This is a genomic window from Spirosoma rhododendri (assembly GCF_012849055.1).
Lineage (GTDB): Bacteria > Bacteroidota > Bacteroidia > Cytophagales > Spirosomataceae > Spirosoma > Spirosoma rhododendri.
Window position 1 is genome coordinate 4,124,761 of the sequence record NZ_CP051677.1, and the last position, 25,420, is coordinate 4,150,180.

21 protein-coding genes and 2 pseudogenes are annotated in these 25,420 nt (G+C 56.5%); 6 read left to right on the forward strand and 17 right to left on the reverse strand.

Going from position 1 to position 25,420, the window contains the following annotated elements; genetic code table 11:
- The first annotated feature begins 163 nt into the window (after positions 1-163).
- Positions 164-916 carry a phosphatidylinositol-specific phospholipase C/glycerophosphodiester phosphodiesterase family protein gene (locus HH216_RS17120; protein WP_169551904.1) on the forward strand — a complete coding sequence of 251 codons (753 nt, stop codon included), beginning with the start codon at positions 164-166 and terminating at the stop codon, positions 914-916.
- 250 nt (positions 917-1,166) lie between these two features.
- Here the strand turns inward: HH216_RS17120 and HH216_RS26100 are convergent, their stop codons facing one another.
- The gene (locus tag HH216_RS26100; protein ID WP_332871516.1) at positions 1,167-3,191 is read right to left on the reverse strand and encodes an NPCBM/NEW2 domain-containing protein; all 2,025 of its coding nucleotides are present in this window, start codon (positions 3,189-3,191) and stop codon (positions 1,167-1,169) included.
- Positions 3,095-5,401, reverse strand: a complete 2,307-nt coding sequence (locus HH216_RS17130; RefSeq protein WP_254448480.1) for a right-handed parallel beta-helix repeat-containing protein — start codon at positions 5,399-5,401, stop codon at positions 3,095-3,097. The genes HH216_RS26100 and HH216_RS17130 overlap by 97 nt, the downstream gene beginning before the upstream one ends.
- A 387-nt stretch (positions 5,402-5,788) precedes the next feature.
- Here HH216_RS17130 and HH216_RS17135 point away from each other — a divergent pair, with 387 nt between their 5' ends.
- The 3 genes from HH216_RS17135 to HH216_RS17145 all read left to right on the forward strand — a co-directional run bounded on the left by HH216_RS17135 (position 5,789) and on the right by HH216_RS17145 (position 9,154).
- The gene (locus HH216_RS17135; RefSeq protein WP_169551905.1) at positions 5,789-7,411 is read left to right on the forward strand and encodes an NADP-dependent glyceraldehyde-3-phosphate dehydrogenase; all 1,623 of its coding nucleotides are present in this window, start codon (positions 5,789-5,791) and stop codon (positions 7,409-7,411) included.
- 514 nt (positions 7,412-7,925) lie between these two features.
- Complete coding sequence (locus HH216_RS17140; RefSeq protein WP_169551906.1) at positions 7,926-8,918, forward strand: ABC transporter ATP-binding protein; 993 nt, start codon at positions 7,926-7,928, stop codon at positions 8,916-8,918.
- A 62-nt stretch (positions 8,919-8,980) separates the two neighbouring features.
- Entirely contained in the window at positions 8,981-9,154 is a 174-nt protein-coding gene (locus HH216_RS17145) for a hypothetical protein (RefSeq protein ID WP_169551907.1), read from the forward strand.
- 66 nt (positions 9,155-9,220) lie between these two features.
- On the opposite strand, the gene HH216_RS17150 is transcribed toward HH216_RS17145, so the two are convergent.
- The 15 genes and pseudogenes from HH216_RS17150 to HH216_RS17220 form a co-directional block, all read right to left on the reverse strand.
- On the reverse strand, positions 9,221-10,183 hold the full coding sequence (locus HH216_RS17150) for an AAA family ATPase (RefSeq protein ID WP_169551908.1): 963 nt from the start codon (positions 10,181-10,183) through the stop codon (positions 9,221-9,223).
- Between the two features lie 88 nt (positions 10,184-10,271).
- Positions 10,272-11,647, reverse strand: a pseudogene (locus tag HH216_RS17155) (peptidylprolyl isomerase).
- Between the two features lie 149 nt (positions 11,648-11,796).
- Positions 11,797-14,157, reverse strand: a complete 2,361-nt coding sequence (locus HH216_RS17160; RefSeq protein WP_169551909.1) for a peptidylprolyl isomerase — start codon at positions 14,155-14,157, stop codon at positions 11,797-11,799.
- 108 nt (positions 14,158-14,265) lie between these two features.
- Complete coding sequence (locus tag HH216_RS17165) at positions 14,266-14,979, reverse strand: hypothetical protein (protein ID WP_254448481.1); 714 nt, start codon at positions 14,977-14,979, stop codon at positions 14,266-14,268.
- Positions 14,980-14,998: 19 nt separating this feature from the next.
- On the reverse strand, positions 14,999-15,334 hold the full coding sequence (locus HH216_RS17170) for a n-acetylglutamate synthase (protein ID WP_169551911.1): 336 nt from the start codon (positions 15,332-15,334) through the stop codon (positions 14,999-15,001).
- Between the two features lie 5 nt (positions 15,335-15,339).
- The gene (locus tag HH216_RS17175; RefSeq protein ID WP_169551912.1) at positions 15,340-16,119 is read right to left on the reverse strand and encodes an APH(3') family aminoglycoside O-phosphotransferase; all 780 of its coding nucleotides are present in this window, start codon (positions 16,117-16,119) and stop codon (positions 15,340-15,342) included.
- A gap of 11 nt (positions 16,120-16,130) precedes the next feature.
- Positions 16,131-17,221: pseudogene (locus HH216_RS17180) on the reverse strand (agmatine deiminase family protein).
- 65 nt (positions 17,222-17,286) lie between these two features.
- Positions 17,287-17,961 (reverse strand): HAD family hydrolase, encoded by a 675-nt coding sequence (locus tag HH216_RS17185; protein WP_169551913.1) that lies wholly within the window; start codon positions 17,959-17,961, stop codon positions 17,287-17,289.
- Between the two features lie 81 nt (positions 17,962-18,042).
- Positions 18,043-18,261, reverse strand: a complete 219-nt coding sequence (locus tag HH216_RS17190; RefSeq protein WP_169551914.1) for a hypothetical protein — start codon at positions 18,259-18,261, stop codon at positions 18,043-18,045.
- 2 nt (positions 18,262-18,263) lie between these two features.
- Positions 18,264-18,947 carry a 3-keto-disaccharide hydrolase gene (locus HH216_RS17195; RefSeq protein WP_169551915.1) on the reverse strand — a complete coding sequence of 228 codons (684 nt, stop codon included), beginning with the start codon at positions 18,945-18,947 and terminating at the stop codon, positions 18,264-18,266.
- Positions 18,948-18,994: 47 nt separating this feature from the next.
- A complete protein-coding gene (locus HH216_RS17200; RefSeq protein ID WP_254448482.1) occupies positions 18,995-19,531 on the reverse strand; it encodes a DinB family protein in 537 nt (178 codons plus the stop codon).
- Between the two features lie 160 nt (positions 19,532-19,691).
- Positions 19,692-20,849 carry a tRNA 2-thiouridine(34) synthase MnmA gene (gene mnmA, locus HH216_RS17205; protein WP_169551916.1) on the reverse strand — a complete coding sequence of 386 codons (1,158 nt, stop codon included), beginning with the start codon at positions 20,847-20,849 and terminating at the stop codon, positions 19,692-19,694.
- Between the two features lie 198 nt (positions 20,850-21,047).
- Positions 21,048-21,530: a hypothetical protein gene (locus HH216_RS17210; RefSeq protein WP_169551917.1), complete on the reverse strand. Its 483-nt coding sequence runs from the start codon at positions 21,528-21,530 to the stop codon at positions 21,048-21,050.
- A 41-nt stretch (positions 21,531-21,571) separates the two neighbouring features.
- Positions 21,572-21,949, reverse strand: a complete 378-nt coding sequence (locus tag HH216_RS17215; protein ID WP_169551918.1) for a hypothetical protein — start codon at positions 21,947-21,949, stop codon at positions 21,572-21,574.
- Positions 21,950-22,290: 341 nt separating this feature from the next.
- On the reverse strand, positions 22,291-22,728 hold the full coding sequence (locus tag HH216_RS17220; protein ID WP_169551919.1) for a hypothetical protein: 438 nt from the start codon (positions 22,726-22,728) through the stop codon (positions 22,291-22,293).
- Positions 22,729-22,931: 203 nt separating this feature from the next.
- Between HH216_RS17220 and HH216_RS17225 the strand changes: the two genes are divergently transcribed.
- Positions 22,932-23,552: a beta/alpha barrel domain-containing protein gene (locus HH216_RS17225; protein WP_169551920.1), complete on the forward strand. Its 621-nt coding sequence runs from the start codon at positions 22,932-22,934 to the stop codon at positions 23,550-23,552.
- 140 nt (positions 23,553-23,692) lie between these two features.
- Positions 23,693-25,291, forward strand: a complete 1,599-nt coding sequence (locus tag HH216_RS17230; protein ID WP_169551921.1) for a hypothetical protein — start codon at positions 23,693-23,695, stop codon at positions 25,289-25,291.
- Positions 25,292-25,420: the final 129 nt, after the last annotated feature.

Here is a 25,420-nt window from a genome sequence, read left to right on the forward strand (position 1 = left end):
TTTAAGGTTTATAGTTTAATGTACAAGGTTTGCCGCGTGGCAGCTACTTGTAAAGTAAAGGGTTTCGACGCGGACAACCTTATACGGTAGACTTTAAACGATAAACTTGTCCAAAATGGGTCAGGTTGCTTACCTTTCTGCCCACTATTCTGACCGACTCTGTATGCGCCTACATTCACTAATTCTGCTGAGTTTTCTGTCGTCGACAACCAGCCTGTTTGCCCAGAAAATACACGCTCACAACGACTATACCCAGTCACGTCCGTTCCTGAATGCCTACGAACAACGGGCCGACTACATCGAAGCCGACGTGTGGGTACAGGATGGCAAGCTGGTAGTGTCGCATGATAAGCCCGCTTCCAATGCGCCTACGCTTGATTCGCTGTATCTGAAACCGATCGCGGCCCTGTTTGCCAAAAACGACGGGCGGGTCAGTACCGACCGCACTTACACGTTTGGGCTGATGATCGACGTGAAAGACGACCCGACGGTGGTGCTGCCCAAACTGATCGAACTGCTGCAAGCCAGCCTGATCAGTTTCAACCGCAACGCCAACGCCACTGCCGTGCAGGTTATCATCAGCGGCAACCGCCCACGACCCGAGAAGTTTTTCGATTACCCGCTGCTTCAGTTCGACGGGCGGCCGAGCGAAGTATACGATCAGGAAACGCTGCAAAAGGTGGCGATGATTAGTGATAATTTCCAATCGTACACACGCTGGAACGGTACCGGCGAACTCTCCGGCGAAGATCGCGATAAGCTCAAGCGCGTCATCAAACGGGCGCACAGCGATGGTAAACTCGTTCGGTTCTGGGCCATTCCCGACCAGCCGGATGCCTGGAAAGTGCTCCGGAAAATTGGCGTCGACATCATCAACACCGACCGCGTCGCTGACGCGGCAAAGGCATTGCGTTAGCGTGTGGGCTGTATACTAAAAGGCTTCCAACCCCTTTTCAGGCTATAAAATAGTTGGGTAGTCGGTTAATGATTTGTCGGTTTTTTTTGTCGCCTTGAGCCCGCGAGGGAGCTTCGTTAGCAGGCGTATAGTCTCCTTTTGCCGAAGATCCCTCGCGGGCTCGGGATGACAAAAATACGGTATTGTAAACAGAGAAAGCGACTCCTTCACGGGGTCGCTTTCTCTGTTTGAACGAGTGCACTATTACGAATTACTCCGACAATATCACCTTGCGCGTAACCCGCTGCTGCCCCTGAATGAGTGACAGCACGTAAAAACCACGGCTGAGGTCCTGAACGGGCAGGCTGATCAGGTTTTCACCCGTCGTAACGGCCTGTACCTGCTGCCGCACTGCCCGCCCTGATTCGCTAAGCAGTTGCAGCGATAGGTCGCCGGGGGTTTCGGCCCAATAGCGCAGGTGGAGCGTTTCGTGGGCAGGGTTGGGGTACAGTTCTGCCGTAAATGTACCCGCTTCGGGCTGCACCGTCGCAGCTATGCGGCTACTGCCGGTTTTGGTGAGCCGCGCTCCGGCCCAGTCGCCGTGATCGCAGGCTGCGCCATCGCCCGCGTCGGTCATCACCAGCGTCAGCGTCTGCTTGCCTGATACGTCCAGCACAACCGATTTGGTGGCCGTGGCCGCGTTCATCGTGCCGCTGCTGTAGACCTTGTTGCCGTCCAGAAAGACCTGAAACTCGACCGTGCCGCACCCCGCACTGGTGATCTCATCGTCGATGCCCATATCGGTGATGAACTGCGTATACTGCCCGCCCAGGTTGTAGCTGATGGTTGAACTGGCGTGGACGCCCAGCCCCTTGGCGTAGGTCTGCCCGTTGAGGGTGATGGTGCGTCCGTCGCCCGCGTTGGCTTCGCCGTTGCTTTTGTCTTTCTCGACCGGCCCGTAGCCGTTTACCGCCGACGACCAGGTCAGATCCGACAAATAAAGACTCGACGTTGTTGGGGTCGTGGGTGTCGTCGTCGTCGACTTCGGCATGAGCCGTGCCCCGGCCCAGTCGCCGTGATCGCAGGCTGCGCCATCGCCCGCGTCGGTCATCACCAGCGTCAATGTTTGTTTGCCTGATACGTCCAACGTGACCGATTTAGTGGCTGTGGCCGCGTTCATCGTACCGCTGCTGTAGACTTTGTTGCCGTCCAGAAAGACCTGAAACTCGACCGTACCGCAACTCGCACTGGCGATCTCATCGTCGATGCCCATATCGGTGATGAACTGCGTGTACTGCCCGCCCAGGTTGTAGCTGATGGTTGAACTGGCGTGGACGCCCAGCCCCTTGGCGTAGGTTTGTCCGTTGAGGGTGATGGTGCGCCCGTCGCCCCCGTTGGCTTCGCCGTTGCTCTTGTCTTTCTCGGCCGGCCCGTAGCCGTTCACCGCCGATGACCAGGTCAGATCCGACAGGTAAACGCCCGAACCCGTGGGGGCTGGTGTGGTCGGTGTGGTCGGCGTAGTGGTTGTGGTGGGGACGCGGTAGAACGCACTGGCCGGAATGGCCTGCTTGCCCAGATTCGGGCCGCTGTAGCTGGCACTCAGCGACTGCCCGCCGACACCCTGAAAATAAACTATCGTAAACGCGTGTTTGCCCGCTTTCAGGCCGATGCTGCCCGACTGCTCCTGATCGCCGTGCACGCCGTCGTTGCTGACAACGGTCGTGTTACCGATCATCAGTTTGGTGCCGTCGTCGGAGGTGGTGTAGAAGGTGTAGGTGCCGTCGGTGGGTACGTTGATGTAGCCCGTAAAGCGCAGGCCGTAGTTCTGATCGCGGCCCCGCATCGAGAAGTCGATCTGGCTGGCGGTGCCGGTTTTGGCGGGGGTGAGCGAGGTGAAATCGGGCAGGTTGCTCCAGGAACCTTCGTAGTACTGATAGTCGGTGCCGGTCACGGCGTTGCCCGGATTCTCGGGATCACGCAGACTTACCGGGGCCGGGGTTGGCGTGGTCGTTGCGTTCAGTTGCTTGAGCAGGACGGCCGACGTATAGGGGGCCAGCGTAATCTGACCAGTGTAGGCCGTGTTTTTAGCGTCGCGGTACGTACCGTCCAGCCCGACGTTGGTTGATTGCCCCGATGCGTTATAAACGATCTTGACGTAATCGTCGGGGTTGAGGGTCGCCAGTGTGGCTTCCCGCATAATCAGGTTGTCGACCCAGGCTGTTTGCCCGTCTTCGTAGGCCTGCACCACCAGAATCGCGTTCGACTCATCGGCGTTGGCGGTAAACGTAGCTTCCATCGCCTGCCGGCTTGTGCCCAGCACGAAGGTGGTGCGGTCGGCCAGATCGCGGTAGCTGCCAGCCTGCTGACGCGGGTACACGGTAAGGCGCTTGTTGGCCCCCGACGCGATGCCGTCCAGTACCAGCTGGTAGGTTTGCCCTTTTCGTACGCTGCCCAAATTGATCGTCGCCAGCAGATAACTGTCGCCCTTCCCCGACGACGATGCAAACGACAGGCGCATCGCCCCCCGTCGAGTGTGCCGGGGTTGTTCCAGTCGGCGCGGCCATTGCCGTAGGGCGACCAGACTCCCCAGCCGTTGATGTCGCCACCGTAGGGGAAGTTCAGCAGGGTAGCGCCCGTCTGCGTCACCATCTGCGATTTGTAGGTTATGGGGCTGTTGCCCGAATTCCGATCCTGCCCGTATTTGTTCTGCCACTCGGCCAGCGACATCTGCTGACCCGTCAGGCCGGAGCCGGGGTTGTAAACGGCCAGAATCTTGAACTGATCCTCGAAAGGCCGCATGTAATAATTGTAGTCGAACGAGCCGTACTGACTCAGGTCATTGGCGCTTGACTCGTAACCGGCTACGGTCTGTGTGGCCAGTTTGCTGACGAAAATGTTGTTCTGACTGGTGATGTTGCGGGGTGTGCAGACCTGATTAGCAACGATTTTCAACTGCTCTTCGCCGTTGTCGAACACCGTGTTGTTCTTGAGCGTGTTGTTGTAAGCCCCACGCAGGAAGATGCCCATACCGGCCACCCGGAATATCGAGTTGCCCGTCACTTCGGCGTTCACTGTGCAGTCGTCCAGAAAGATACCATGTGCGCCGGTTGTCGCGTTGATCGGTGCCCCTTCCGGCGCGCCCACGCCGTTGTAAATGATGTTCGACAGGAAGCGCAGGCCGGTGACGTTGTTGCGGTTACCGTTCCAGGTGTACAGGCCACCGCCGTCGCTTTTGGTCATGCAGTAGTTCGACACCCGGTTATACTGCACCGTCGAACTGGTCACGACCGAAACCCCCGTGTACCCAATGTTATCGAAGACGTTGTACTCGATGAGCGAGTTGGCCGGGCAGCTCGATTGCAGACCTGAGTAGCTGCCGTCGCCGTTGACGCCCCGGCCCGGCACCAGACCGATGCGCTGTACGGTGTTGCCCCGAAACGTGAAATTCTGGAATGACTGAATCGTCAGACCGCTGTTGTTGGCATCTTCGAGCAGGTTATTCTCAACCGTAATCCCACTGCCCGACCCGTTGAAAAACACCGCGTTTTCGCCGGAGTTCGTGATGTCGTTGCCCGACAGCGCAATACCGTTGCCGTTGACCGACAGTACTCCCGACGACAGTGTCTGCGTCACTTTAACGTTCCGCACCGTTACGTTGTTGACGTTGGTCAGGTTGATCCCTTCACCCGCCGTCGTCAGGGCAATCGACTGGTTGTTGGGGTTGTTCTGGTTATCAAACAGCCGAATCGTCTTATCCGACGGGTTGTAGTACCATTCACCGACCTGATCGAGGGTTGCCGGGTGGTTCTGGATAAAATAGCCCCAGCCATCGGTGGGCTCGTAAGTGGTACTGCCCGCCAGCGATAGCGTATTGCCATTTTGCTGAGCAATAGTCACCCGGTCGAGCACCCAGGTTGCCGACCGTATTACGGCTTCGCCCCCCGCGTAGCTGGTTGGCAGTCCCTGCTGACTGGTAATCTGTCCCCGGCCGTTGTGCGACTGTATGGTCAGGTAACCTTTGTTCGAATCGCTCAGGTTTGGATAGCGGCCCAGCGGCAGGACGGTATTGTCGCGGTACACCCCCGTCACGCGGCTACCGCAGCTGGGGCAACTGGCCTGCCAGGTGTTGTTGCCGACGTTGTTCCAGCCCGTTATGAGCGTTGATCCGGCAATGACGGGTTTGTTGCCGGAACCGTAGGCATCCACCACGATCGGGTTGCCCGAGGCCCCCGACTGCCGGACATAGAGTGTCCCCCGGAAGGTATCGCCCCGCCGGAGCAGCACCTGATCGCCGGGCTGCAACGACAGGCTACTGGCTTTGGCCAGCGACTGAAACGGACTGTCGACCGAGCGGCCCGAATTGCCGTCGCTGCCGTTGGCCGCTACGTAATAGGTGGTTTGGGAAAAGGCTGCCGGGACAACGAGTAGTGAAAGCAGCAGCGCGGACATACCGCGACCAATACGCCGGGTGGGGCGTGGGTAATTCTGTACAGTTACGGTTAACACAAGTAGACGATGGAATAAACAGAGGATGTAGTTTAGCTCAGGGTGGGGGTGCGGATTACTATCGACTAAAAATAGGGCTCAACTACCGATTAATCAATTTCTTAAAGATTATTTAATTCACAATCAGCGAGTTATATGAATGGTTATAAATATTTAGGGAACGGTAACGGCTTGATTTTCAGCTATTCTACCTACTAGCGTGCAATCGGAAAATTGTAGTACCAGGCACGCCGATAACGTGTAATGCGTGGGTTGACTGTTGAGTAGAAATACGTGGAACGGGCCAAACAAATCGGGTCCGGCCGCTGATTATCTACGGGAGCGGGTTGGAAATCGGCCCGACATTGGCGACGTTTACCGCCGTTTGTTTAAACAACCGAACTCGTTATGAGCACCCCTGAAGTAGCGCAGCTTTTCCCCGCAGACGATCAGATTCCGGCCGATTACCGGATCGAACCCATTCATCAGCGGGAGTACCTTATCAACGGAGAAATGCGTCAGTGGGACGGCCCCACGACGGAGGTATATTCACAGATCGGGACGCCCCAGCCCGACGGTAGTATCAAGCCCCGGCTGGTTGGCAGCTTCCCCGTCTGCACGCCAACCGAAGCGATGGAGGCCCTCGACGCGGCCGTGGCCGCCTACGACAACGGTCGTGGCGAATGGCCGACGATGTCGGTAGCCGGGCGTATTGCCTGCATGGAAACATTCGTGGGCAAAATGCTGGAGCAGAAGCAGCGCGTCGTGGCTCTGATGATGTGGGAAATCGGTAAGAATCTCGCTGATTCGACCAAAGAGTTCGACCGGACGGTGAAATACATCTACGACACGATCGACTCGCTGAAAGACATAGACCGGGCCGGGTCGCGGTTTCGGGTGGAGGAAGGCATTATCGGGCAGATTCGGCGGGCACCGCTGGGCGTTGTGCTGGCGATGGGGCCGTTCAACTACCCACTCAACGAAACCTACACGACGCTGATCCCAAGCATCCTGATGGGCAACACAATTTTGTTTAAAACGCCCAAACACGGTTCGCTGCTGCACTATCCGTTGCTGGAAGCCTTCCGTACGAGCTTTCCGAAAGGCGTCGTTAACTCGATCTACGGGCGCGGGGCTGTGGTGGTGCCACCCGTGATGCAGTCGGGTAAAGTCAACGTGCTGACGCTGATTGGGTCGAGTAAAGTGGCCGACGAACTGCAACGGCAGCACCCGAAGCTCAACCGGCTCCGCTCGATTCTGAGCCTCGACGCCAAAAATGCCGCGATCATCCTGCCCGACGCCGATCTCGACATTGCCGTGAAAGAGTGTCTGCTGGGATCATTGTCGTTTAACGGGCAGCGCTGCACAGCCATAAAAATTATCTGGGCGCACCGTTCAATCGCCGATAAATTCCTGGAAAAATTCGCTCCGGCAGTGAGTGCGCTGAAACTGGGTATGCCCTGGACCGACGGTGTGCAGATTACGCCGTTGCCCGAACTAAACAAGGTCGATTACCTGACCGATACGATCCGCGACGCTGAAGCGGGCGGGGCTAAAATCGTTAACGATGGCGGGGGCGACTACGCGGGTGGCCTGTTCAAACCGGCGGTAGTATACCCCGTCAAAGACGGTATGAAACTTTACCGCGACGAGCAGTTCGGACCAGTAGTACCGGTAGTGGCGTACGACGATGTCGAGGAGTTTATCGATTATCTGATTACTGATAGCCACGGGATGCAGGCCAGCGTTTTCGGTACCGATACCAAACCCATCGCCGATCTGATCGACCCGCTGGTGAATCTGGTTTGCCGGGTCAACATCAACGCCCAGTGTCAGCGCGGGCCGGACACATTCCCGTTTACGGGGCGCAAAGATTCGGCGGAAGGGACGCTATCGGTGGAAGACGCGCTACGCTCGTTCTCGATTCGTACCTGCGTGGCCACGAAGGAAACCGACGAGAACAAAGCCATTCTGAACGAAATCGTCGGGGAACACCAGTCGAATTTCCTGAGCACCAGTTTCATTTTTTAACCTTTTAGACGGAAGAGGTGAGAGGGGGCATTACCCCTGAATCCCCTGAGAGGTTGTTTGGGGAAGCACAATCCGGGTCAAAAGTGCCTTTTTTGTCATCCCGACGACAGGAGGGATCCGCTCCGGCGGCCCGGTTCGCTAGGAGCAGGAAAACGCCTGTTACCGGAGATCCCTCCTGTCGTCGGGATGACAAAAATTCGCTCCCCAAACAACCTCTGAAGGGGACTTTGCTCGTTCATAGACAAAGTCCCCTTCAGGGCAGGGCTGTTAAGTTCTAGTCCGTTTACCCCCCAGCCCCCTGAAGGGGGAGCATTCCGCAAATGAACCACTCCCCCTTCAGGGGGCTGGGGGGTAGACAGGCCGAAGGAAATTTGGCAATTGCTACAGCCAAGAGAAGAACTTAACAGCCCTGCCCTTCAGGGGATTTAGGGGTGAAGCTAACCAGCACTCAACAGCCCTGTCTTTCAGGAAATTCAGGGGAGAAAAACCCACTTCTTTCGTCACTATTGCCTTCATGCTAGTTGCCGATAATGTAAGTAAAGCGTTCGCGGGGAGTGTTCGGGCCGTGCGTGGGGTGTCGTTTTCGCTGGCACCCGGCCAGATTATGGGGCTGGTGGGCGCGAGTGGGTCGGGGAAAAGCACCCTGCTGAACCTATTGGCCGGGCTAGCCGACGTTGACACCGGTAGCGTACTACTTAACGACAAACGGGTGCCGGGGCCATCGGACGTGCTGATTGCCGGGCATCCCGACATTCGCCTGGTGCATCAGGAATACCAGCTGATGCCCAACGTATCGATCCGCGAAAACATCGCCTACGCCGTTCGCTATTTCGAGAAAGAATACCGCACCCACCGGGTCGATGCGCTGCTCAAACTGTGCCGACTGACGGCGGTGCAGGACCGGCTGCCCCGACAGGTGTCGGGGGGCGAAAAACAACGCACGGCCATCGCCCGCGCCATCGCCGACGTGCCCGCCGTGCTGCTGCTCGACGAACCGTTTAGCCACCTCGATCTGCCCAACCGCCTGCTCGTCCGCGACCTGCTGTTTGAGTTGGTCCGTGAGCAGCAAACGGCCTGCCTGTTCGTCACGCACGATGCTGTCGACGCCCTTTCTATCGCCGACACTATCGGTATTCTGCGCGACGGTAAACTTATTCAACTCGGCACCCCTGAGTCGGTCTACCTCCGGCCCGACACGGCCTACGCGGCCCGGCTGACGGGCCGGGTTACGGTGCTAGCCGAGAAGTACCGCCCGCTGCTGGGCCTGCCCGCCAGCGATTCGCCCGACCGGCTAATGAGCATCCGCCCGGAACAGGTAACGATTGACGAGTCGGGCGTAGCGGTTAGAGTTAGGGCCGTATTTTTTATGGGTAGTCATTACGAACTGGAGGTTGAGCTGAATCGCTACGCCAGCCTGCGCCTGCTCACTACCCGCGCCGATATACAGGTTGGGCAACTGGTGAATATCCGGGTCAACGCCGATGCGGTGTGGCCGCTTCGTTCCTGAATAACTGATAACCCTTGCGTTCATCAATGGGTTGTAGAGACAGACTAAACAACACGACTGTCATGGATTACAAACAGACCGAAGGCGAACGCCAGACCGACACCAGCGAAAATCCTACCGATGGCTTTCTGGTCGGGGAAGAAACCGAAGACGTCGACGCGTCGGGGGTAAACGACAATTCAACTGGTAAAAAGGACGATTACCTGGGCAAAACAAACAAAGAAGACGAAGACTAACGGCAGCTTACGGGCACAAAAAAGGGGCTATCGAGTGATAGCCCCTTTTTTGTGCCCATATCAAGCTTACATCAGGCGTTTGATAAGCTGCTCAACCGAGATATTTTCGGCTTCGGCTTTGAAGTTGCGTACAACCCGGTGCCGCAGAATCGGTAAGGCAACGGCCTTCACGTCTTCGATATCGGGTGAATACTTACCGTTGAGCAGAGCGTTGCACTTGGCCGCCAGAATCAGCGCTTGCGATGCCCGCGGCCCTGCGCCCCACTCAAAGTACTGATTAGTATCAGCGGTCGCGAATTCGGTGTTGGGCCGGGTTTTGTGCACCAGCTTCACCGCGTATTCAATCACGTTGTCGACGACAGGTACGCGCCGGACGAGGTGTTGAAACTCCCGGATTTCCTCACCCGTCACAACCCGTTCTACAGCCTGACGCGTATCAGTCGTCGTGTTCTTGACAATGTCCAGCTCCGACTGATACGAGGGGTAATCGAGGTAAATGTTGAACATAAACCGGTCGAGCTGCGCTTCCGGCAGGGGGTAGGTACCTTCCTGCTCGATGGGGTTCTGCGTGGCCAGTACGAAGAATGGTCGTCCGAGTCCGTACTTCTGCCCGGCAATCGTTACGGAGTACTCCTGCATGGCTTCCAGCAACGCCGACTGCGTTTTGGGTGGCGTCCGGTTGATCTCGTCGGCCAGAATGATGTTGGCGAAAACGGGGCCTTTGATGAACTTGAAATTGCGTTCCTGGTCGAGCGTTTCCGAGCCGAGAATGTCGGACGGCATCAGGTCGGGGGTAAACTGAATGCGGTTAAACTCAAGATCGAGTACCCCGGCAATGGTCTGAATGAGCAGCGTTTTGGCCAGTCCCGGCACGCCCACGAGCAGGCAGTGACCCTGACAAAAGATAGCCGTTAGCAGCAATCGAACCGTTTCGTCCTGCCCAATAACGACTTTACCAATTTCGCGTTTGAGTTTTTCGTAGGAAGTAGTCAGGGCTTTGGCAGCCTCCACATCGGAAGAATAAGGCACAGGTTGTGAGGTTAATGTTGAGTGATAGAATGAGTGAATGATTGAGTTGCTGATGCATTCAGTCACTCAATCATTCACTCATTCGAGACTATTCCCCGCCCCCAAGTTGCGCGGCACTGGTTTGGGTGTTACCGAAGATACGGCAGTTCTGAAATTCGGGGTCGACGGTGATGTACACGTCGCTGATCGATTTTTTGAACCACTCATCGATGGCGCGGTTCTTTTTGTTTTGCAGCACGATGGTCTGCAACCGCTCGAAATCGGTTTTAAAATCAGCGGTGTGCGGAGCAACTTTACTCTTGAAATACAGGATTCGCATGGCGCTCTTACCGTCTTCCGTGCGGTATGCCAACGGAGCCGAGATGCTGCCTACTTTCATCGTGTCGAGCAGTGAAAACAGCGCGTAGTCCATCGTACCGTCCATCGCCAGCCGCGAACCGCCCGATTGGGCATCGCGCAGTAAACCACCGGCATCGGCCGTATTTTTATCCTCCGAAAACTCCTTGGCGGCTTTGTCAAACTTAATCGAGTCGATTTGAATTTCTTTGCGCAGGCTGTCGAGGAAGTGCGTTTGCGTAGTCAGATCGAGCCGGTTGTAATCGGGGCGGAGCAGAATGTGTCGGGCGTGGTATTCAGCACCGCGCGTATCCAGCAGCTGAATCAGGTGGAGGCCGAAATCAGACTCAACAACGTCCGACATTTCGTTGGGCTTCAGTTTCAGGGCCGCGCCTTCAAACGGAGCCACCATCATACCGCGCTTGGCAAAGCCGAGGTCGCCACCTTTCTCGGCGGAGCCTACGTCTTCGGATGTTTCTTTGGCCAGCTTGGCGAAATCCTCACCGGCTTCAACCCGCTTTTTGATGTCGAGCAGCCGCTGGCGCAGGGCTTCCTTCTGCTCTTTGGTCGGCTTGGCAAACCGGACGATCTGCCCGATTTCAACGTCGGCGGGCATGTACGGCAGACTGTCTTTCGGGATAGCGTCGAAGAACTTACGTACGTCGCGGGGGGTCACTTTGACGTCAGACGTAATTTTCTGCTGCATTTTCTGCACCACCTTCTGGTCTTTCACCTGCTGGCGCAGTTCGCTCTTGAGCATTTCCAGGCTCTTGCCGTAGGCTTCGATAATGTTCTTCTCCGACCCGAACTGCGAGATCATGTACTGCATCCGGGTGTCGAGTTCGCCGTCGACCATTTTGTCGTCGACCACTACTGAGTCGATGTCGGCTTTGGCGAGCATCATTTTGTTGATGACCAGACTTTCCAGCAGCTGACAGCGGGAGGGGGCGTCTGGTTCTGACCGGCGTACGACTGCATGGCTTCTTCCAGATCCGACCGCAGCACGTAGTAGTTGTCTACTTTCGCAATGATCTTATTGAGGCTGATGGGCTGCCCCTGCCCAAACGCGACCGTCGCGAAAAGCGCACCGATCAGGCTAAAGGCAAGGCGATTAATGACTTGTTTCATGTCCTAAAGATAACGAGGTAATGCCACTTTCGGGCTGTGTTTAAGGTTTTTTAAGGGGTATGGACAGGATTACAGGATTAATAGGATTGAATTTTTTCCTTAAGAGGATAATCCGAACGTCGGCCCGGCTGTAATCCTGTCCATAAAAATCATTTGGCGAGTTTGCGCAACTCGGTGTCATTAATCTGAGCCGGATACTGCTGTCGCAGCTGGGCCAGCCACTGCTGCTCCAACTGCGCCTGATAGTCGTTGATAACGCTGCCCCGCGCTTCGGCGAAGGTCTTGGGGCGGGCCGGTTCGAGCTGATCCAGTTGCACCGATACCACTTTTCCTGCCGGGCGCAGCGTCGTTGTCGTGCCGGGCTTCCGGGGATTAACACTGTCTACGTATGGATTTGCCCCCTTCGCAAACAGCCCCTCCGACACGGTAATGGCATCGGTTGGCAGGCCCAGATGCCCGGTCAGGGCCTGTACGACATCGGCTTTGCTGGTGGAAAAATACTGGAACGTCAACCGGCGCTGGGTGGCGGGAGCCTGTTTGGCTTCGCCCGGCCGGGTGCCCTGGTAATCTTTCTCCATGATCCGCCCCAGCCCAATACCGTTCTGGCGCAGGTATGCCACGGCGTTACGGATGCGCCCGGCCGATACTGAATCCCGTTCGGTGGGGTCGTGAGACGCGGCCACTTCTACGATGTAGTCCGGATTCCGGCTCAGGTTAACGACGACCTCGTACAGCGATTCCCGGTCTTTGGCCGAAACCGTGGTCTGATTGGGCGCGTACACCAGGGCCGGGCTCGTACGGCGGAGTGAATAAGGGGCTTTGCCACCCAGCCACTCCCGGGCCTGCGTCAGCTGAGCGTCGGTAGGGGCCGTGATGACGGTTGCCCGAATCCGTTCAGGAAACTGATAGCGATCTTTATGCTGCTCGTAGTAAGCCAGTTGGCCCGCCGAGTCGGCAATCGATTTTCCCCAGACGTGCTCTTCCATCACCTGCGACATAAGCACGCCATCGCGGATTTCATTCATCAGCGACCGGAACTCGGACGACTTCTGCTCCAGATTACTTTCTTCCGTTGCCAGAAGCCGGTCGCCGACGTAGCGGTCGTACAGGTGCTGCATCGCTACGGCGGGCGAACCCGTCAGCGGCTGTTCGGCGGGGCGGGTAGGGGCAGCCGTGTTTGGCTTCCGGGCGGGCTGCTGCTTCTGCCGCACGTACGCAAAAAACTGGTTGACCGTGTACGGCTGACCGCCGATCGTAACCAATGGCTTGTTTTGCAGGGCTGGATCAAGCGGTTCAGTGTAGCGCCACTGGCCGCGCAGCAAACTACTGTCGGCTTTGGTCAGCGCAGTTGTGAGCACCGCTGCGTTTGGCTGAACGGGATACGTTTTAGTTAAGCGTTGTAAGACGGCCTGCCGCAGCACTTCCCCTCTCGAATCGGTCGCGACGCGCTGCCGGAGGGACGCTGCCAGATCGGCATACGGCTGAACACCCCGCCGGTCGATGAGCTTCAGAATGTGCCAGCCGTAGTTTGTCCGCACGGGCTTCGATAGCTCGCCGGGTTTGGTCAGCGCGAAGGCGGCTTCTTCAAACGGGGGTACCTGCCGCCCCGTTTCAATTAGCGGCAATACGCCACCATTGAGTTTGGAGGTCAGGTCGTCAGATACGTCGCGGCATACTTCGTCGAACGGTTCGCCTTTCTGGAGTCGTTCGTAGACGGCGTCGATACGTTGTTTGGCTGCCTGCTGCCCGGCTTCGTCGGCCGTGGGGCTGAGCCGGACAAGGATGTGTGCAACCCGCACGGTACCCCGGCTGGGTCGCCGGTCGTTAATTTTCAGCAAATCGTAGCCATAACGGGTTCGCACTGGCTGCGAAACACTACCGACCGGCGTCGCGTAAGCCGCCGTTTCGAGCGGATAGACGACGAAGAAGGTGGAGAAATAGCCCAGGTTGCCGCCAGTAGCAGCGGTGGCCTGGTCTTTCGAGTTTTCGCGCACCAGTTTGACGAAGTCTTCACCGGCCATCGCTCGCTGCCGAAGGGCCATCGCCTGTTGGTAAGCCGCTGCGGTATCGGCCGGGGCTGCATCTTCCGAAACCGCCACCAGCAGGTGCGACGCATTGACTTCCTGCTGCATGCGCTGATAGGCTTCGGCCGCCAGCGACTCGATCAGCACTTTGTCGGTCAGGTACGACTGAGCCAGTTGCTTGCGATACGTGGCTATCTCTTCCCGAAACGCTTCCGTGGTGTCGCGTCCTTCGGCCTGTGCCGCCAGCACTTTCAGCTTTAGATTGGTGTACAGGTCGAAGTAGTTACGAACGTCGGTACGCTGAACAGAATCGGCGGATAACTGATTTTTGGTAAACGACTGAAAGAAATCGTCGGTGGTAAACGACCTGTTGCCGAGCGTCAGCAACACGGGCTGGGCGGGCACAGTCTGAACCGTAGTCGGTGTCGTCGTTTTGCAGGCAGCGGCCAGCAGCGTCAGCAGCAGGCCGCCAGTAAGTACGCGCATAAAGTAGTAGATATGGGTTACGGTATTCGGTTTACTGTGGCTGTTTGCGCGATGCTTTCACTTCCGAAAACCGAATACTGTAAACCGTAAACGAAGCAACTAAACTGCCTATTGGCGAATCGATTCTTTTTTGCCTTTTCCCGGCCTGACATGGCCCAGGCGGATATCGTAGGTCAGGCGATATTCGTAGGCGTCACGCAGGTTACGGCCCGCGAATATTACCGGCACACGCACATAACCCTGCTTATTCTGACGCAGTTCCGTCTCGGTCATCTCCACACTGCTCTGACCCAGCAGGTCATCGTCGTCGAGATGATCGACCAGTTTCAGGCCCACTCCCGATGCGGCCAGTCCCGCCGATACGTAGCGCAGGGGTGTCAGCACCTCCGTCGCTGTCAGGAGCCACGAGGCCGGACCCGCCACAACGTTGTGCACGCGCTTGACCTGATCGACCAGCTGTTGCGCCCGGTCGTAGGCGTCTACTTCAACCAGCACCAGCGATGCCACGACCCTTCCCCCGCGTGGCACAGAAATCTCGATGGGCAGGGCTTGTTTTTCGCCCGATTGCAGCTCGACAACCTGCCCCTTGCGAACGGGCTCGACACCCCAACCACCGTTGACGACCCCGGCGGGTTTGTTCTGCGCGTCGAACGTCGCCAGTGAATACGCCAGCATGATTTCGTCGCGCTGACTCACGGTTTCTTCCAGATTAACGGCTGTAAGCTGGGTTGGCCGAAGCTGCGCCGTGCGGATCAGTTGTGGTGAACAGGCCCCCGTCAGCAAGAGGGGCACCAGCCAGCCAGCAAGGCGTAAACGGAGCAATAGGGGGTGGTTCGACATATTACCTGACTTCGTCAACAATTGACTCACCCATCGAGCCGTCGCCACTCGTCCACTGCCAGTGTTCGTGCAGCCGCAGCCGCCCGTTGGGCAGGGTTTCGGGCGTCGTCTGGCAGCGGCCGGTCATCAGTTCACCCGCCGTATTGACGTGCTGATACCGCATATCAAGGCTATTGTCGGGGGCGACAGTTGCAATCAAAGTGCCGCGCACGATAGCACCCCCGCCATACTCGGCCCAGACGATGGTGTCCGCCTGATGATAGTGAAAGAGCGTGTCGCCACTTACTTCGCCATTGGCCGTGTTGGTTACCGAGCGAAACGTTTTACCGTCGTACATACAGGTTAATTTAATTCATCGAGCAATGTAAAATAGCGCATTCGTGCTGTATCGACGTCTGTCAGCCCGTAGGTCGCGAAAAAAAGTTCGTTGTATCGATCCGTTTCTAATTCATCAGTCAGGTCGCGTATGCAGAGAGCCAAATCCTGATATGGGTCACCGACACCCAGTCGTCCAACGTCGATAAAGCCACTTAGCGACCAGTTGTCAAGGATCAGGTTGGGCAGACAGAAGTCGCCGTGGGTAACAACCAGTTCGCGCTGGGCAGGTTGCTGCGCACGGAGTTGATCTAGAATAGCTTGTGGTGACCGACCCTGATTTGGGTCACTGAAGTTGTCAGTGTCAACCAGGTTATGAGCAACATTCGCTGTCACAGCACTAAGTTTCACCTCGTTTCGCTGATCGAATGGACAGGTAGCCGGGTTCAGATCGTGCAGCGTTCGCAGGCTCTCCGCCAACCGCCTGACCAGACGCTCAGGGCTGGCTTTCCAGCTTTCGTCCGACGACGGTAAACCGGTTAACGCCCGCATAAGCAAATAATCGACGCCGTCGGCCCGTTCGTAGCTCACCACTTCGGGAGCTGGCAGATAAGTCCGTAACCAGATCAGTGCGTCAGCTTCGGCCCGTAAGCCGCCCCAAGGATCTACCGGGTTTACCTTCAAATAGAACGGTTCCCGCCCGTTTATATATACGGTTTGCGCTGACGACATACCCAATGAGTCGGTACGCCAGTCCGTATGCGGTAGTAGCCGTTGCAGGGCGGGAGGAAGCTGATCGAACTGCATATTGGTTACAATCAGACCAAGGGTTCCTGCTGACTCAGGCAATGGAAACTACCCAGTCCCCACACAATATCCGTCGAATCGATCCCGACAATTTTCCGGTTAGGGTAGCACTGCCCGATCAAATCGAGCGCGATTTGATCCTGCTGGCAGCGGAAAGTCGGGACGATAACCGAATCGTTGGTAATCAGAAAGTTGGCGTATGACGCCGGTAGCCGCAGCCCGTCGCTGACGATCGGGTTGGGCATGGGCAATTCTACAATGTTCAGCTGCTTGCCGTTGAGCAGGCGCATCTGCTTCAGTTCGTGGTGAATCTCCTGCAAAAACGGATAGTTATCGTCGCTTTTGTTTGCTTCGTAGGCGGCAATGACGGTGTCTTCGTTCACAAACCGAACTGTATCATCGATATGCCCGTCGGTGTCGTCGCCGACGATACCTTCTTCAACCCAAAGCACCTGCTGCACGCCGTAGTAGTCGCACAAATACCGCTCGATATCGGTCTGCGACAGGTGGGCGTTTCGGTTCTGGTTGAGCAGGCAGGCCCGGCTTGTCAGCACAGTTCCGGCCCCGTTGAACTCCACCGAACCACCTTCCATGATGACCGGACCCGCCGGGGTTGTGGGCGTAACATAGGGCAGATTGCGGTAGTTGGCAATGGCAACGGGAATCTGATCGTCGAGGGTAAAGGGTGGGTATTTACCCCCCAGGCGTTGTAACCCCAGTTGACGATCATACGCTCCTGCCGGTCGGGGTTGATGAGAAACGCCGGACCGTGATCGCGGCACCACGAGTCGTTGGTTGGGTGGGGAAGCAGCGTAATCCGGCTCATGTCGGCCCCGGCTTCGGTCAGGTGCCGCGCGGCTGTCTGCATCACCGCTTCGTTGTGCGCGTTGATACAGACCTGTTCGCTGGCTGAAATCGCTTTAATAAAATCGATGTAGGCGGGCAGCATCAGCGGTAGCCGGTCCGACGTCCACGACGCTTCGGTATGGGGCCAGCTAAGCCAGGTCGCGACGTGGGGATGCCACTCAGGGGGAAAGAAAAAGCCGTGTTGAGCCGGGATAAAATCGTCGGTCAGGGCCGACGAGGTGGAAAGCGGGGCCATGTCTTAAATCGGTAATGAGGGCGTAAAGCTACAAAAAAGCCCCGGCTGACCCGGTATCGACCCGCCTATTCCGCTGGTAACAACTGCTGAATCGATGCGGGTGTCAGGCCCGAAAAGTTGTCGAGAATGAGTGCCGCGCCCGACGTCGCCAGTTCAGCGCGCGTATGTGTCGTTGCCAGCGCTACCACGACCATACCCGCTCGTAGACCCGCTTCGATACCCGCAAACGCATCTTCAAACACGACGCACCGGGCGGGTGCCATGTTCAGCCGTTCGGCGGCTTTCAGGTAAATTTCGGGGTCGGGCTTGCCGTGGGTAACCATGCTGGCATCGACCACCGTGGCGAAATAGGGGCGAAGGGCCAGCCCGTCAAGTGTGAAGCCCAGGTTGCTGACTGGAGCCGACGTACCCACGGCCATCGGAATACCCTCGGCCCGCATAGCGTCCAGAAAATCCATCAGGCCCGTCAGTGGCTGGCGGTGGGGTAAGTACAGGTCGCGGTAGATCTGCTCTTTTTCCTCCGTGCGCGTTGCCAGCTCAGCCGGTGACAGCGGATGCCCGAACACGTAGGCCATCGAGTCGGCGGATACATGCCCATTGATGTGCTCGACGTACTGCTCGCGGGTCAGTGTCAGCCCGTTGTGGTGCGCAAACTGAATCCAGGCGTTAATGTGAAAATCGGTATTGTCAACCAATACGCCGTCCATATCGAACAGCGCAGCGAAGGGGGGAAGATTCATTTGTTTAAAGTTTAACGTCTAATGTTTAAGGTTTTCCTACGGTAGCTAACCTTAAACGTTAGACCTCAAACCTTAAACAAACTAGTCAATCACGTCTCCCGCCAGGACGGCGGCTTCGTGGAGGAGTTCGGTGGCGACGAGTTCGTCGGTGATCGCTTCGATGCGTTCGTCGACGTCGGTGAGCCGTTCGTCGTCCAGCACCGTAGTTTTGTTCATACCCAGCAGTACCCGGCCTACGTAGAGCAGGCTGAGCGAAAAACGCAGTTCGGGCAGCGCGTGACTATGGCGGGTTTCGGTCATGGTCAGAGCGGTTTGATCTTTAGATTTCGGTAGTAAATCGGTGCCCCCGCGTGTTTACCCTGCAAACCGATGTGGCCGTGCAGCGGCAGCGTGGCCGGGGCTTTGCTGAACCAGGCTGGCGGCTTCGTACCGTCGGGGTTGACCGTCGCCGACGTAAACTGACTCAGGTCGATGGTGTTGACGAGCTGGTTGTTCAGCACGACGTAGATGATTTTGCCCTGGCAGGTAATGGTGTAGCGGTTCCATTCGCCGGGTTTTCTGACCGCGCTCTTCGTAGGGGCCTGGTGGCCAAAAAAAGCTCCGCATCGCCAGTCGGCGGGGGCTTCTGCCCACTCTTTGGCGTAATCATCGGCAATCTGAATCTCGACGGAGTTGGGAATCCAGTTGGTCGTATCGCTGGCGTGTACCACGACACCACTGTTTGTTCCATCGGCGGTTTTGAACTGCAAATCCAGTATAAAATCGTCGTAAGCCTGATTGATCCAGATCGGTTTGTCGTCCGTCGCCGTCAGTTCGCCCTCGTCCATGTGCCAGACGCCTTTTGGGAAGGTTGCGTTTGTCAGATTGGTTTCAAACAGGTATTCCCAACCCGGTCCACTCGTGTTGGGGTGGCCTTTGGGGGGCGTCTGAGCAAACAGGGAAACGCTGGTCGCGACCAGTAGGGCAACGAAATAGGGGATACGCATGAGGCAACGAAAGAAGTAAACGAACAACGCTGGGCAGGCAGAGCCGATCAGGCCGATTGCATGGCCAGCCGAATGTGCGCCAGGTGGTGCTCGCCGTGCCAGACCGTCATCGACAGTGCCTGGGGAATCGTCAGATCGCGCTGCCGGATGGGGTGGTAGTACGAAACCGCCAGATCCTCCGGCTGAAGCGACCCGGCCAGAAACGCGATCCGCTGGTGAATGCCTTTCAGCATAGTCAGCGAGTCGGTTACGGGCGCGTTTTGTGCTTCGTTGAGGGCGGCCCAGCCATCCATGTCGACAAGAATACCCGGAGTGCCGGGGTTGACGAGCGCGTTTTTAAGCCGCATGAAATGCAGCATGTGAATATCGGCGACGTGGTGAATCAGCTGCCGGACGGTCCAGCTACCGGGCCGATACTGCTTTTGCAGATCGTTGGGCGTGGCATCCGCCAGTACCAGCGCATACACGTCGGGCAAGGTACGGATCTGGTCGACAAGCTGTTTGATGTCGGCCAGCGTGTAGGATTCCTGCGGTTGCCAGGTGCCTATTGGGTGACGGAGTGGGTCAATCGGTTCGGTGGTCATGCGGAAAAGCCCTGCGCAGCCCCGGTGGTGAGGCTGCGCAGTAAAGATACAGAAATTGTCTCCGGCACCATCCTGCTGTCGAGCCGCGATAGCGACTAATGGGCATAAGTGGTTAGCCGCTGTAGCAGCTCGACGGCAGGATGGTGCCGGAGACAGGAAGTTAAACCGCCAGCAGCTGCTGTTCAGCGGCCAGCGTATCGGCCTGCCGGAAGCTTTTCATGATCCAGCCACCGCCCACTACGTCGTCGCCTTCGTAGAATACGGCCGCCTGCCCCGGCGCGATGGCCGACACTCCCTCGTTGAACAGCACCGTAATCCGGTCGCCGTCCTGCGAGATGGTGGCAGGGGTGCCGGGGTCTTTGTACCGCACTTTCGTGACCGTTTCCAGCGGGCTGGTGATGGCTGCGTACTTTTGCAGATTCAGCTTGCTAACGTACATGCCGTCGCGGAACAGGTCTTTATCGAGGCCAAGCACGACTTCGTTGGTGTCTTTCCGGATTTCAGTGACGAACATAGGTTGCCCGAACGCCATGCCGAGTCCTTTCCGCTGACCGATGGTGTAGAACGGATAGCCCAGGTGCTTGCCCAGCACCCGCCCGGTACCTTCTTCCACGAAATTCCCCCCGGCGACTTCGGCTTCCAGCCCCGGCACGCGCCGTTTCAGGAAACCCCGGTAGTCGTTGTCGGGTACAAAGCAGATTTCGTACGATTCCGATTTAGTGACCAGCTCGATAAAACCGCGTTCGGTCGCCATCTGCCGGATTTCTGACTTACGCAGGTGCCCCAGCGGTAGCTTCGTGCGGCTCAGACTCTCCTGCGACACGCCCCACAGCACGTACGACTGATCTTTCAACGTGTCGACGCCCCGCGAAATCACGTACCGCCCGTCCGATGGTCCTCCCACGTCCTGCCGAATATGGGCGTAGTGCCCCGTCGCGATGGATTCGCAGTCGAGCCGGTCGGCCCGGCGCAGCAGCGCGTCCCATTTGATGTGGGTGTTGCACAGTACGCAGGGGTTGGGCGTGCGGCCTTCGAGGTATTCACCCGTAAAATGGTCGATGACGGAGTCGCCGAACTCTTCGCGGATGTCGAGAATGTAATGGGGGAAACCAAGACTGACGGCGATGTTGCGGGCGTCGTTGATCGAGTCGAGGCTACAGCAGCCCGTTTCTTTTTTGGAGCCGCCCGACGAGGCATAGTCCCAGGTTTTCATGGTCATACCGATGACCTCATAGCCTTCTTCGTGCAGCATGACCGCTGCCAGCGAAGAATCGATGCCGCCACTCATGGCGACCAGAATGCGTCCGTGTTTGCTCATTGCAGAATCTGCCGTGGTTACGGCCCAGGAGGGTTCAAAGCCCTCTGTTTAGTACTATACCGGTAGGTTTACCAGTTCCCTACCAAACACTCGAAGCAGCGTATTTGGTTTCCCGGCCAGCAAGGAGCCTCTCACAGTAGCCCGTAGACAAGGCCGAACGGAAACAGAGCACTGAAGGTGGTTTTTCTAAAATCGCCTTCAGGGCATGCCTGCGCTCAAATGCGCAAAGTAAATAGCCTGGAGGTGTCGGGCTTTGGTCAGCTGCTGCTGGTACATCAGCAGTGTTTGCCTGTAGTGAGCCGTTAGCCGGGCGCGGGATGATTCAGAATATACACTGTCTTCCAGAGACAGCAGGCGCGTACGGGTGGCTTCTATTGCTTCGCTTAGCCGCACCAGATATTCACGGTGGCATTGACTACGTTCGCGAATGATTCCCTGTATCCATTGCTGATTTACCGAGCGCCAGTTGATTGGCTCGTGCAAGACTGCTTCCCACTCGGTTGACTGTGGGGAGGATACATCCGGAGCCGGACCATTGGCGGTTGTTTCCTTATTTAGGGTCTGCCAGAAAGTAATCAGTGCCGTCTGCGTAGCCGGGTCAGCTCCTCCAATCTGGTGACTGGCTATTTTAAAGGCGTATTGTTCCAGAAGCTGGTTAAAATGGGCTAAAGCCGGATTCATGGGAACGAAAGGTTTATAGCTTGATGATTTGGTCGTCAGACTCAACCCGTCGGTAATGAAGCCAGACAAAGTAGTATCTGAGCCTGCTCATTGAGTTGTCTGAGGTGGGTGACGTGAATGGCGAGTTGAGCGTACCCCTCCTTCGTGTTGAGGTTCTCGAATCGGTCAGCATCGTTGAGCATGATTTCCAACTCGTTATGCATCGTTGAAAGCAGTGCCTTAATCTGAGTGGTACGGCAATTCCCCACCCAGGGCGGGTCCTGTGCCGAAATAACGGGGGAATGGGCACTTGCTGCCAGGCAATTGCTCAGCTGATTGTACAATGAATTGAAGTCTCCAATGACCGCCAGCCAGTTAGCCAGTACAATGCTTTGACTGTTCGTGTCTGGTTGAAGCAGATTTCTTTCTCGTCGATTCATATCCGTGGTGGTTACTTCGCCTACAAATCAGCTGTCGCTGTAACTGAGTGATAGTTTCTTAAAAATAGGCCAATGTTTAATCGAATTTATAGAAAGTCTATAAAAAATTATACTTTGTAAACGATCCGTTTTGACGAGTTTATTTATGCAACGTGCTAATAAACAATAGGTTGCGCGGAGTATACAAGAATGTGCATGTGTTAGTGAGGAAACGGTGCGCCGTATACGCAACCTGATACCTGATGTGGCTGCTTTGGGCACGCCAACGCGGCTTCACTGGCAGGTGAGTGGAGCCGTTTTGACTGGTTGACGAACGTCGATACAGGTCGATTGGCTTACGATTACGAGTCGGCTGCGGCTGTCAACACGCGGATTTCGGTGCGATTCGTACCCGGTCGAAGCGCTCCCAGGCGCATAGGTATTTGTTTGACGATCGTGCCCGGCCTGATGATGGTGTCTACGACGCTGGTATCCGACCCCAGTAGCCGGTAATCCTTCGTATAGTAGGCAAAACAAAGCTTGATCTGCTGGTAGCTGTACCGGGGTGATGTGTTGGTAATGGAAAACTGATGCTGATTGGCGGAGTCGCCGGGAGTGGGTTGCCAGCTGATGCGATCGATGAGCAGATCCCGAACCGCACTCGGCTGCTGAGTGCTCGACTGGCAGGCTATCGGGCCCGCGAGCAGGGTAAGACCGACCAGCAACCTCCGCCCCGACCGGCTGTGCCCGTAGGCGTACTGCAACAGGTTGATGATGGGACTAAGTGGCGCTGTTGACATGGCTGGGCGTGGCTGCGGAGCGGTAAAGTTACGTATCGTACGTGATGTTTCGCTCAACTGCGTGACCAACTGAGCGTTGAACCGCCGGCAGGGTCCGGTAAGCTGGGGCCGTCGGGGTTGTATATATCAAAACGACGTCAATTCAGCGCTTGAGCCTACCTTTGTGCGGATACCAGCCTTTCCGACATTCGTTTACCAGCAGTATGGCACTTACTACCCTCGTCAAAATTTCCAATGTTACCAACCTCAGCGATGCCCGGTACTGCGCCGGTATGGGCGTCGATATGCTGGGCTTCTCAATGGACGCCGACGCGCCGGATTACATCGATCCGGTCCGTTTTGCCGATATCCGGGGCTGGGTCGCCGGCGTGCAGATCGTGGGCGAAACCCACTCGACAGACCCCGTTGCCATCGAACAGTTAGTGCAAACGTACCAGCCCGACTACCTTCAGGTCGACGATGCCGCGATGCTGCCTTACCTGGCATCCTTTGAAAAGCCGCTCATCCTGCGTGTCGACATGACGCAGACCCCCTTGCCGCAGCTCGAAGCCACGATCCGCGATGGCTCGGCCACGGCCGAATACATCCTGCTGGAAAACGGCGTTGCCGAGCCCCTGACGACCGTGCCGCCCGATATGCTGTACAAACTGGCCGGTAAATACCCGATCCTGCTGGGGGCTGGCATTACCGCCGAGAATGTACACGAACTGCTCGACGAACTACCCATCCGGGGAATTGCCCTGCGCGGTGGCGACGAAGACAAACCCGGCGACAAGGATTTTGGCGAACTGATGGATATTCTCGAAGCTATCGAAGAGGAATAAGGTGGGTTGAGTTACCTGTCGTTAGTGGCGGAAGAAGGACCCGCTCTACAGTTTTGTTCCCACTTGTATAGTTCTGACGTGGGTCTGTTGTAAGGCCTGTTAGTTTAGCGTATCCGCTGACTATCAGGCACTTTACACATATGAACATACCGCTGAGCAAGTCGTTCGTTTACTTATCGACGCTTCTTTATCTGCTTGTTCCTTTCCTGCTCTTTGTCACCTTCTGGCTGAAAGCAATCTATGCTGTTCCGGTAATTGGTATTGTGTTGTACTGCCTGTACCAAGCCAGCCGCGATATACGGGCGAACGACCCGGTGAAGAGTCAGCTATCACCCCGGCAGTTGCGCCAGATTTACATCGGGGTCGGCATACTCGCCGTCTGGGTTTTTTTCTCCGGCATCGGCAACCTGGCATACCAGAATTCGGACTTTGAAGTACGCAACGCCATCCTGCGCGATCTTGTCGAGCAGGAGTGGCCTATTATGTATAGTAGCAATATCAATGCGCCCGGTCAGGCAACCATACAAAACAAGTTCGTGCTGATCTACTACTTCGGGTACTGGCTACCGGCTGCCGGAGTAGGCAAACTCGCGGGCTTGCAGGCGGCCAATCTGTTTTTGATGGTGTGGGCGCTGCTGGGCCTCAGTCTCGTTTACGCGCTATTGTGCATCTACCTGAAAAAGACCACGTTTCTGATCGTGGTACTGCTCGTGTTCTGGAGCGGCCTTGACGGTGTCGGCACAATGCTGATGACGCTGATGTACGGAAAGGGCCCTGAATTTGGGTTACTCTCGCATATCGAATGGTGGGCCGAACCGGCCAATGTCAACGCGCAGTTTTCGTCGAATACCACGCTGTTGTACTGGGTATTCAACCAGACAATTCCGCTGTGGCTCTGCATTCTGCTGGTGCTGATAAACAGGAGTTCGGCGTACTTATTTTTCGTGCTGACACTGAGTTTGTTTCTTGCCCCGCTTGGTACCATTGGTCTGGTGCCGCTGGTTATTTTCCTGCTCGTAAAAGAAGCGGCTGAACGGGGGGTAGGTGCTACGGTCAACCGCTATCTCAACGTCGTGAATCTGGTTGGAGCAGCTACTGTGTTCGGCATTACGTTCCTGTTTTTTACGGCCAACAAAGCGGGTTCACTCCGGGGTATCGTCCCGATGGCTCCCCTGGGGTACGGGCTCTTTCTGTTGCTGGAAGTCGGACTACTGATCGGCTTTCTATTTGTGGTTCAGCGTGCGCACCGACAACTGCTTCTGTTTTGCGCTGTCCTGCTGCTACTCATCCCATTCGTCAGAATAGGTAGTCTGTACGACTTCAGTATGCGGGCGTCCATCGCCTATCTGTTTGTCCTGTTCGTGCTCACCGCCAAAACACTGCTGGACCGACAGGTGGAACGAAAACTCAAGGTGGGGCTGCTGGTTTATCTGCTGATCGGGAGTATCACGCCAGGGCTGGAACTGACCCGGTCGGTGTTTTTTACGGGTAGTCATTACCTGTACGCAGCCCGGCAGGTGTTGGTAGCCCATCACGAAGATCAGCTGATTCCCCGGTTTATCCGTGACCGGATCAAGGAGCGGGCGTTCCTGTACGATCCGATCAAAACGCTCAGCCACTACAACGCGCATATTCTGATCGACCAGTTTATCGGCGAATCAAGGGGGACAATTTTTGCCGATTATCTGCTCAACAGACGATCGGCCGAGCCAGCCAGGGTGGTAGCTGACCATAGCTGATACCAGTTGTATCGCTACCAGCCGATCAGCGGTGCCGGTCGCTACTGTGTATTACCTACTATCATTGAAAACATACTTCCATCAACGGCCCCGTCCATCCGTCCAATTCTACTACCGCTGATCCCGGCT

Bases quoted from the DNA above. Each gene is read 5' to 3' on its own strand.
- HH216_RS17120 (WP_169551904.1), top strand. From the start codon at position 164: ATGCGCCTACATTCACTAATTCTGCTGAGTTTTCTGTCGTCGACAACC.
- HH216_RS26100 (WP_332871516.1), bottom strand. From the start codon at position 3,191: ATGGAAGCTACGTTTACCGCCAACGCCGATGAGTCGAACGCGATTCTG.
- HH216_RS17135 (WP_169551905.1), top strand. From the start codon at position 5,789: ATGAGCACCCCTGAAGTAGCGCAGCTTTTCCCCGCAGACGATCAGATT.
- HH216_RS17140 (WP_169551906.1), top strand. From the start codon at position 7,926: ATGCTAGTTGCCGATAATGTAAGTAAAGCGTTCGCGGGGAGTGTTCGG.
- HH216_RS17145 (WP_169551907.1), top strand. From the start codon at position 8,981: ATGGATTACAAACAGACCGAAGGCGAACGCCAGACCGACACCAGCGAA.
- HH216_RS17160 (WP_169551909.1), bottom strand. From the start codon at position 14,157: ATGCGCGTACTTACTGGCGGCCTGCTGCTGACGCTGCTGGCCGCTGCC.
- HH216_RS17170 (WP_169551911.1), bottom strand. From the start codon at position 15,334: ATGTACGACGGTAAAACGTTTCGCTCGGTAACCAACACGGCCAATGGC.
- HH216_RS17175 (WP_169551912.1), bottom strand. From the start codon at position 16,119: ATGCAGTTCGATCAGCTTCCTCCCGCCCTGCAACGGCTACTACCGCAT.
- HH216_RS17185 (WP_169551913.1), bottom strand. From the start codon at position 17,961: ATGAATCTTCCCCCCTTCGCTGCGCTGTTCGATATGGACGGCGTATTG.
- HH216_RS17190 (WP_169551914.1), bottom strand. From the start codon at position 18,261: ATGACCGAAACCCGCCATAGTCACGCGCTGCCCGAACTGCGTTTTTCG.
- HH216_RS17195 (WP_169551915.1), bottom strand. From the start codon at position 18,947: ATGCGTATCCCCTATTTCGTTGCCCTACTGGTCGCGACCAGCGTTTCC.
- HH216_RS17200 (WP_254448482.1), bottom strand. From the start codon at position 19,531: ATGACCACCGAACCGATTGACCCACTCCGTCACCCAATAGGCACCTGG.
- mnmA (WP_169551916.1), bottom strand. From the start codon at position 20,849: ATGAGCAAACACGGACGCATTCTGGTCGCCATGAGTGGCGGCATCGAT.
- HH216_RS17210 (WP_169551917.1), bottom strand. From the start codon at position 21,530: ATGAATCCGGCTTTAGCCCATTTTAACCAGCTTCTGGAACAATACGCC.
- HH216_RS17215 (WP_169551918.1), bottom strand. From the start codon at position 21,949: ATGAATCGACGAGAAAGAAATCTGCTTCAACCAGACACGAACAGTCAA.
- HH216_RS17220 (WP_169551919.1), bottom strand. From the start codon at position 22,728: ATGTCAACAGCGCCACTTAGTCCCATCATCAACCTGTTGCAGTACGCC.
- HH216_RS17225 (WP_169551920.1), top strand. From the start codon at position 22,932: ATGGCACTTACTACCCTCGTCAAAATTTCCAATGTTACCAACCTCAGC.
- HH216_RS17230 (WP_169551921.1), top strand. From the start codon at position 23,693: ATGAACATACCGCTGAGCAAGTCGTTCGTTTACTTATCGACGCTTCTT.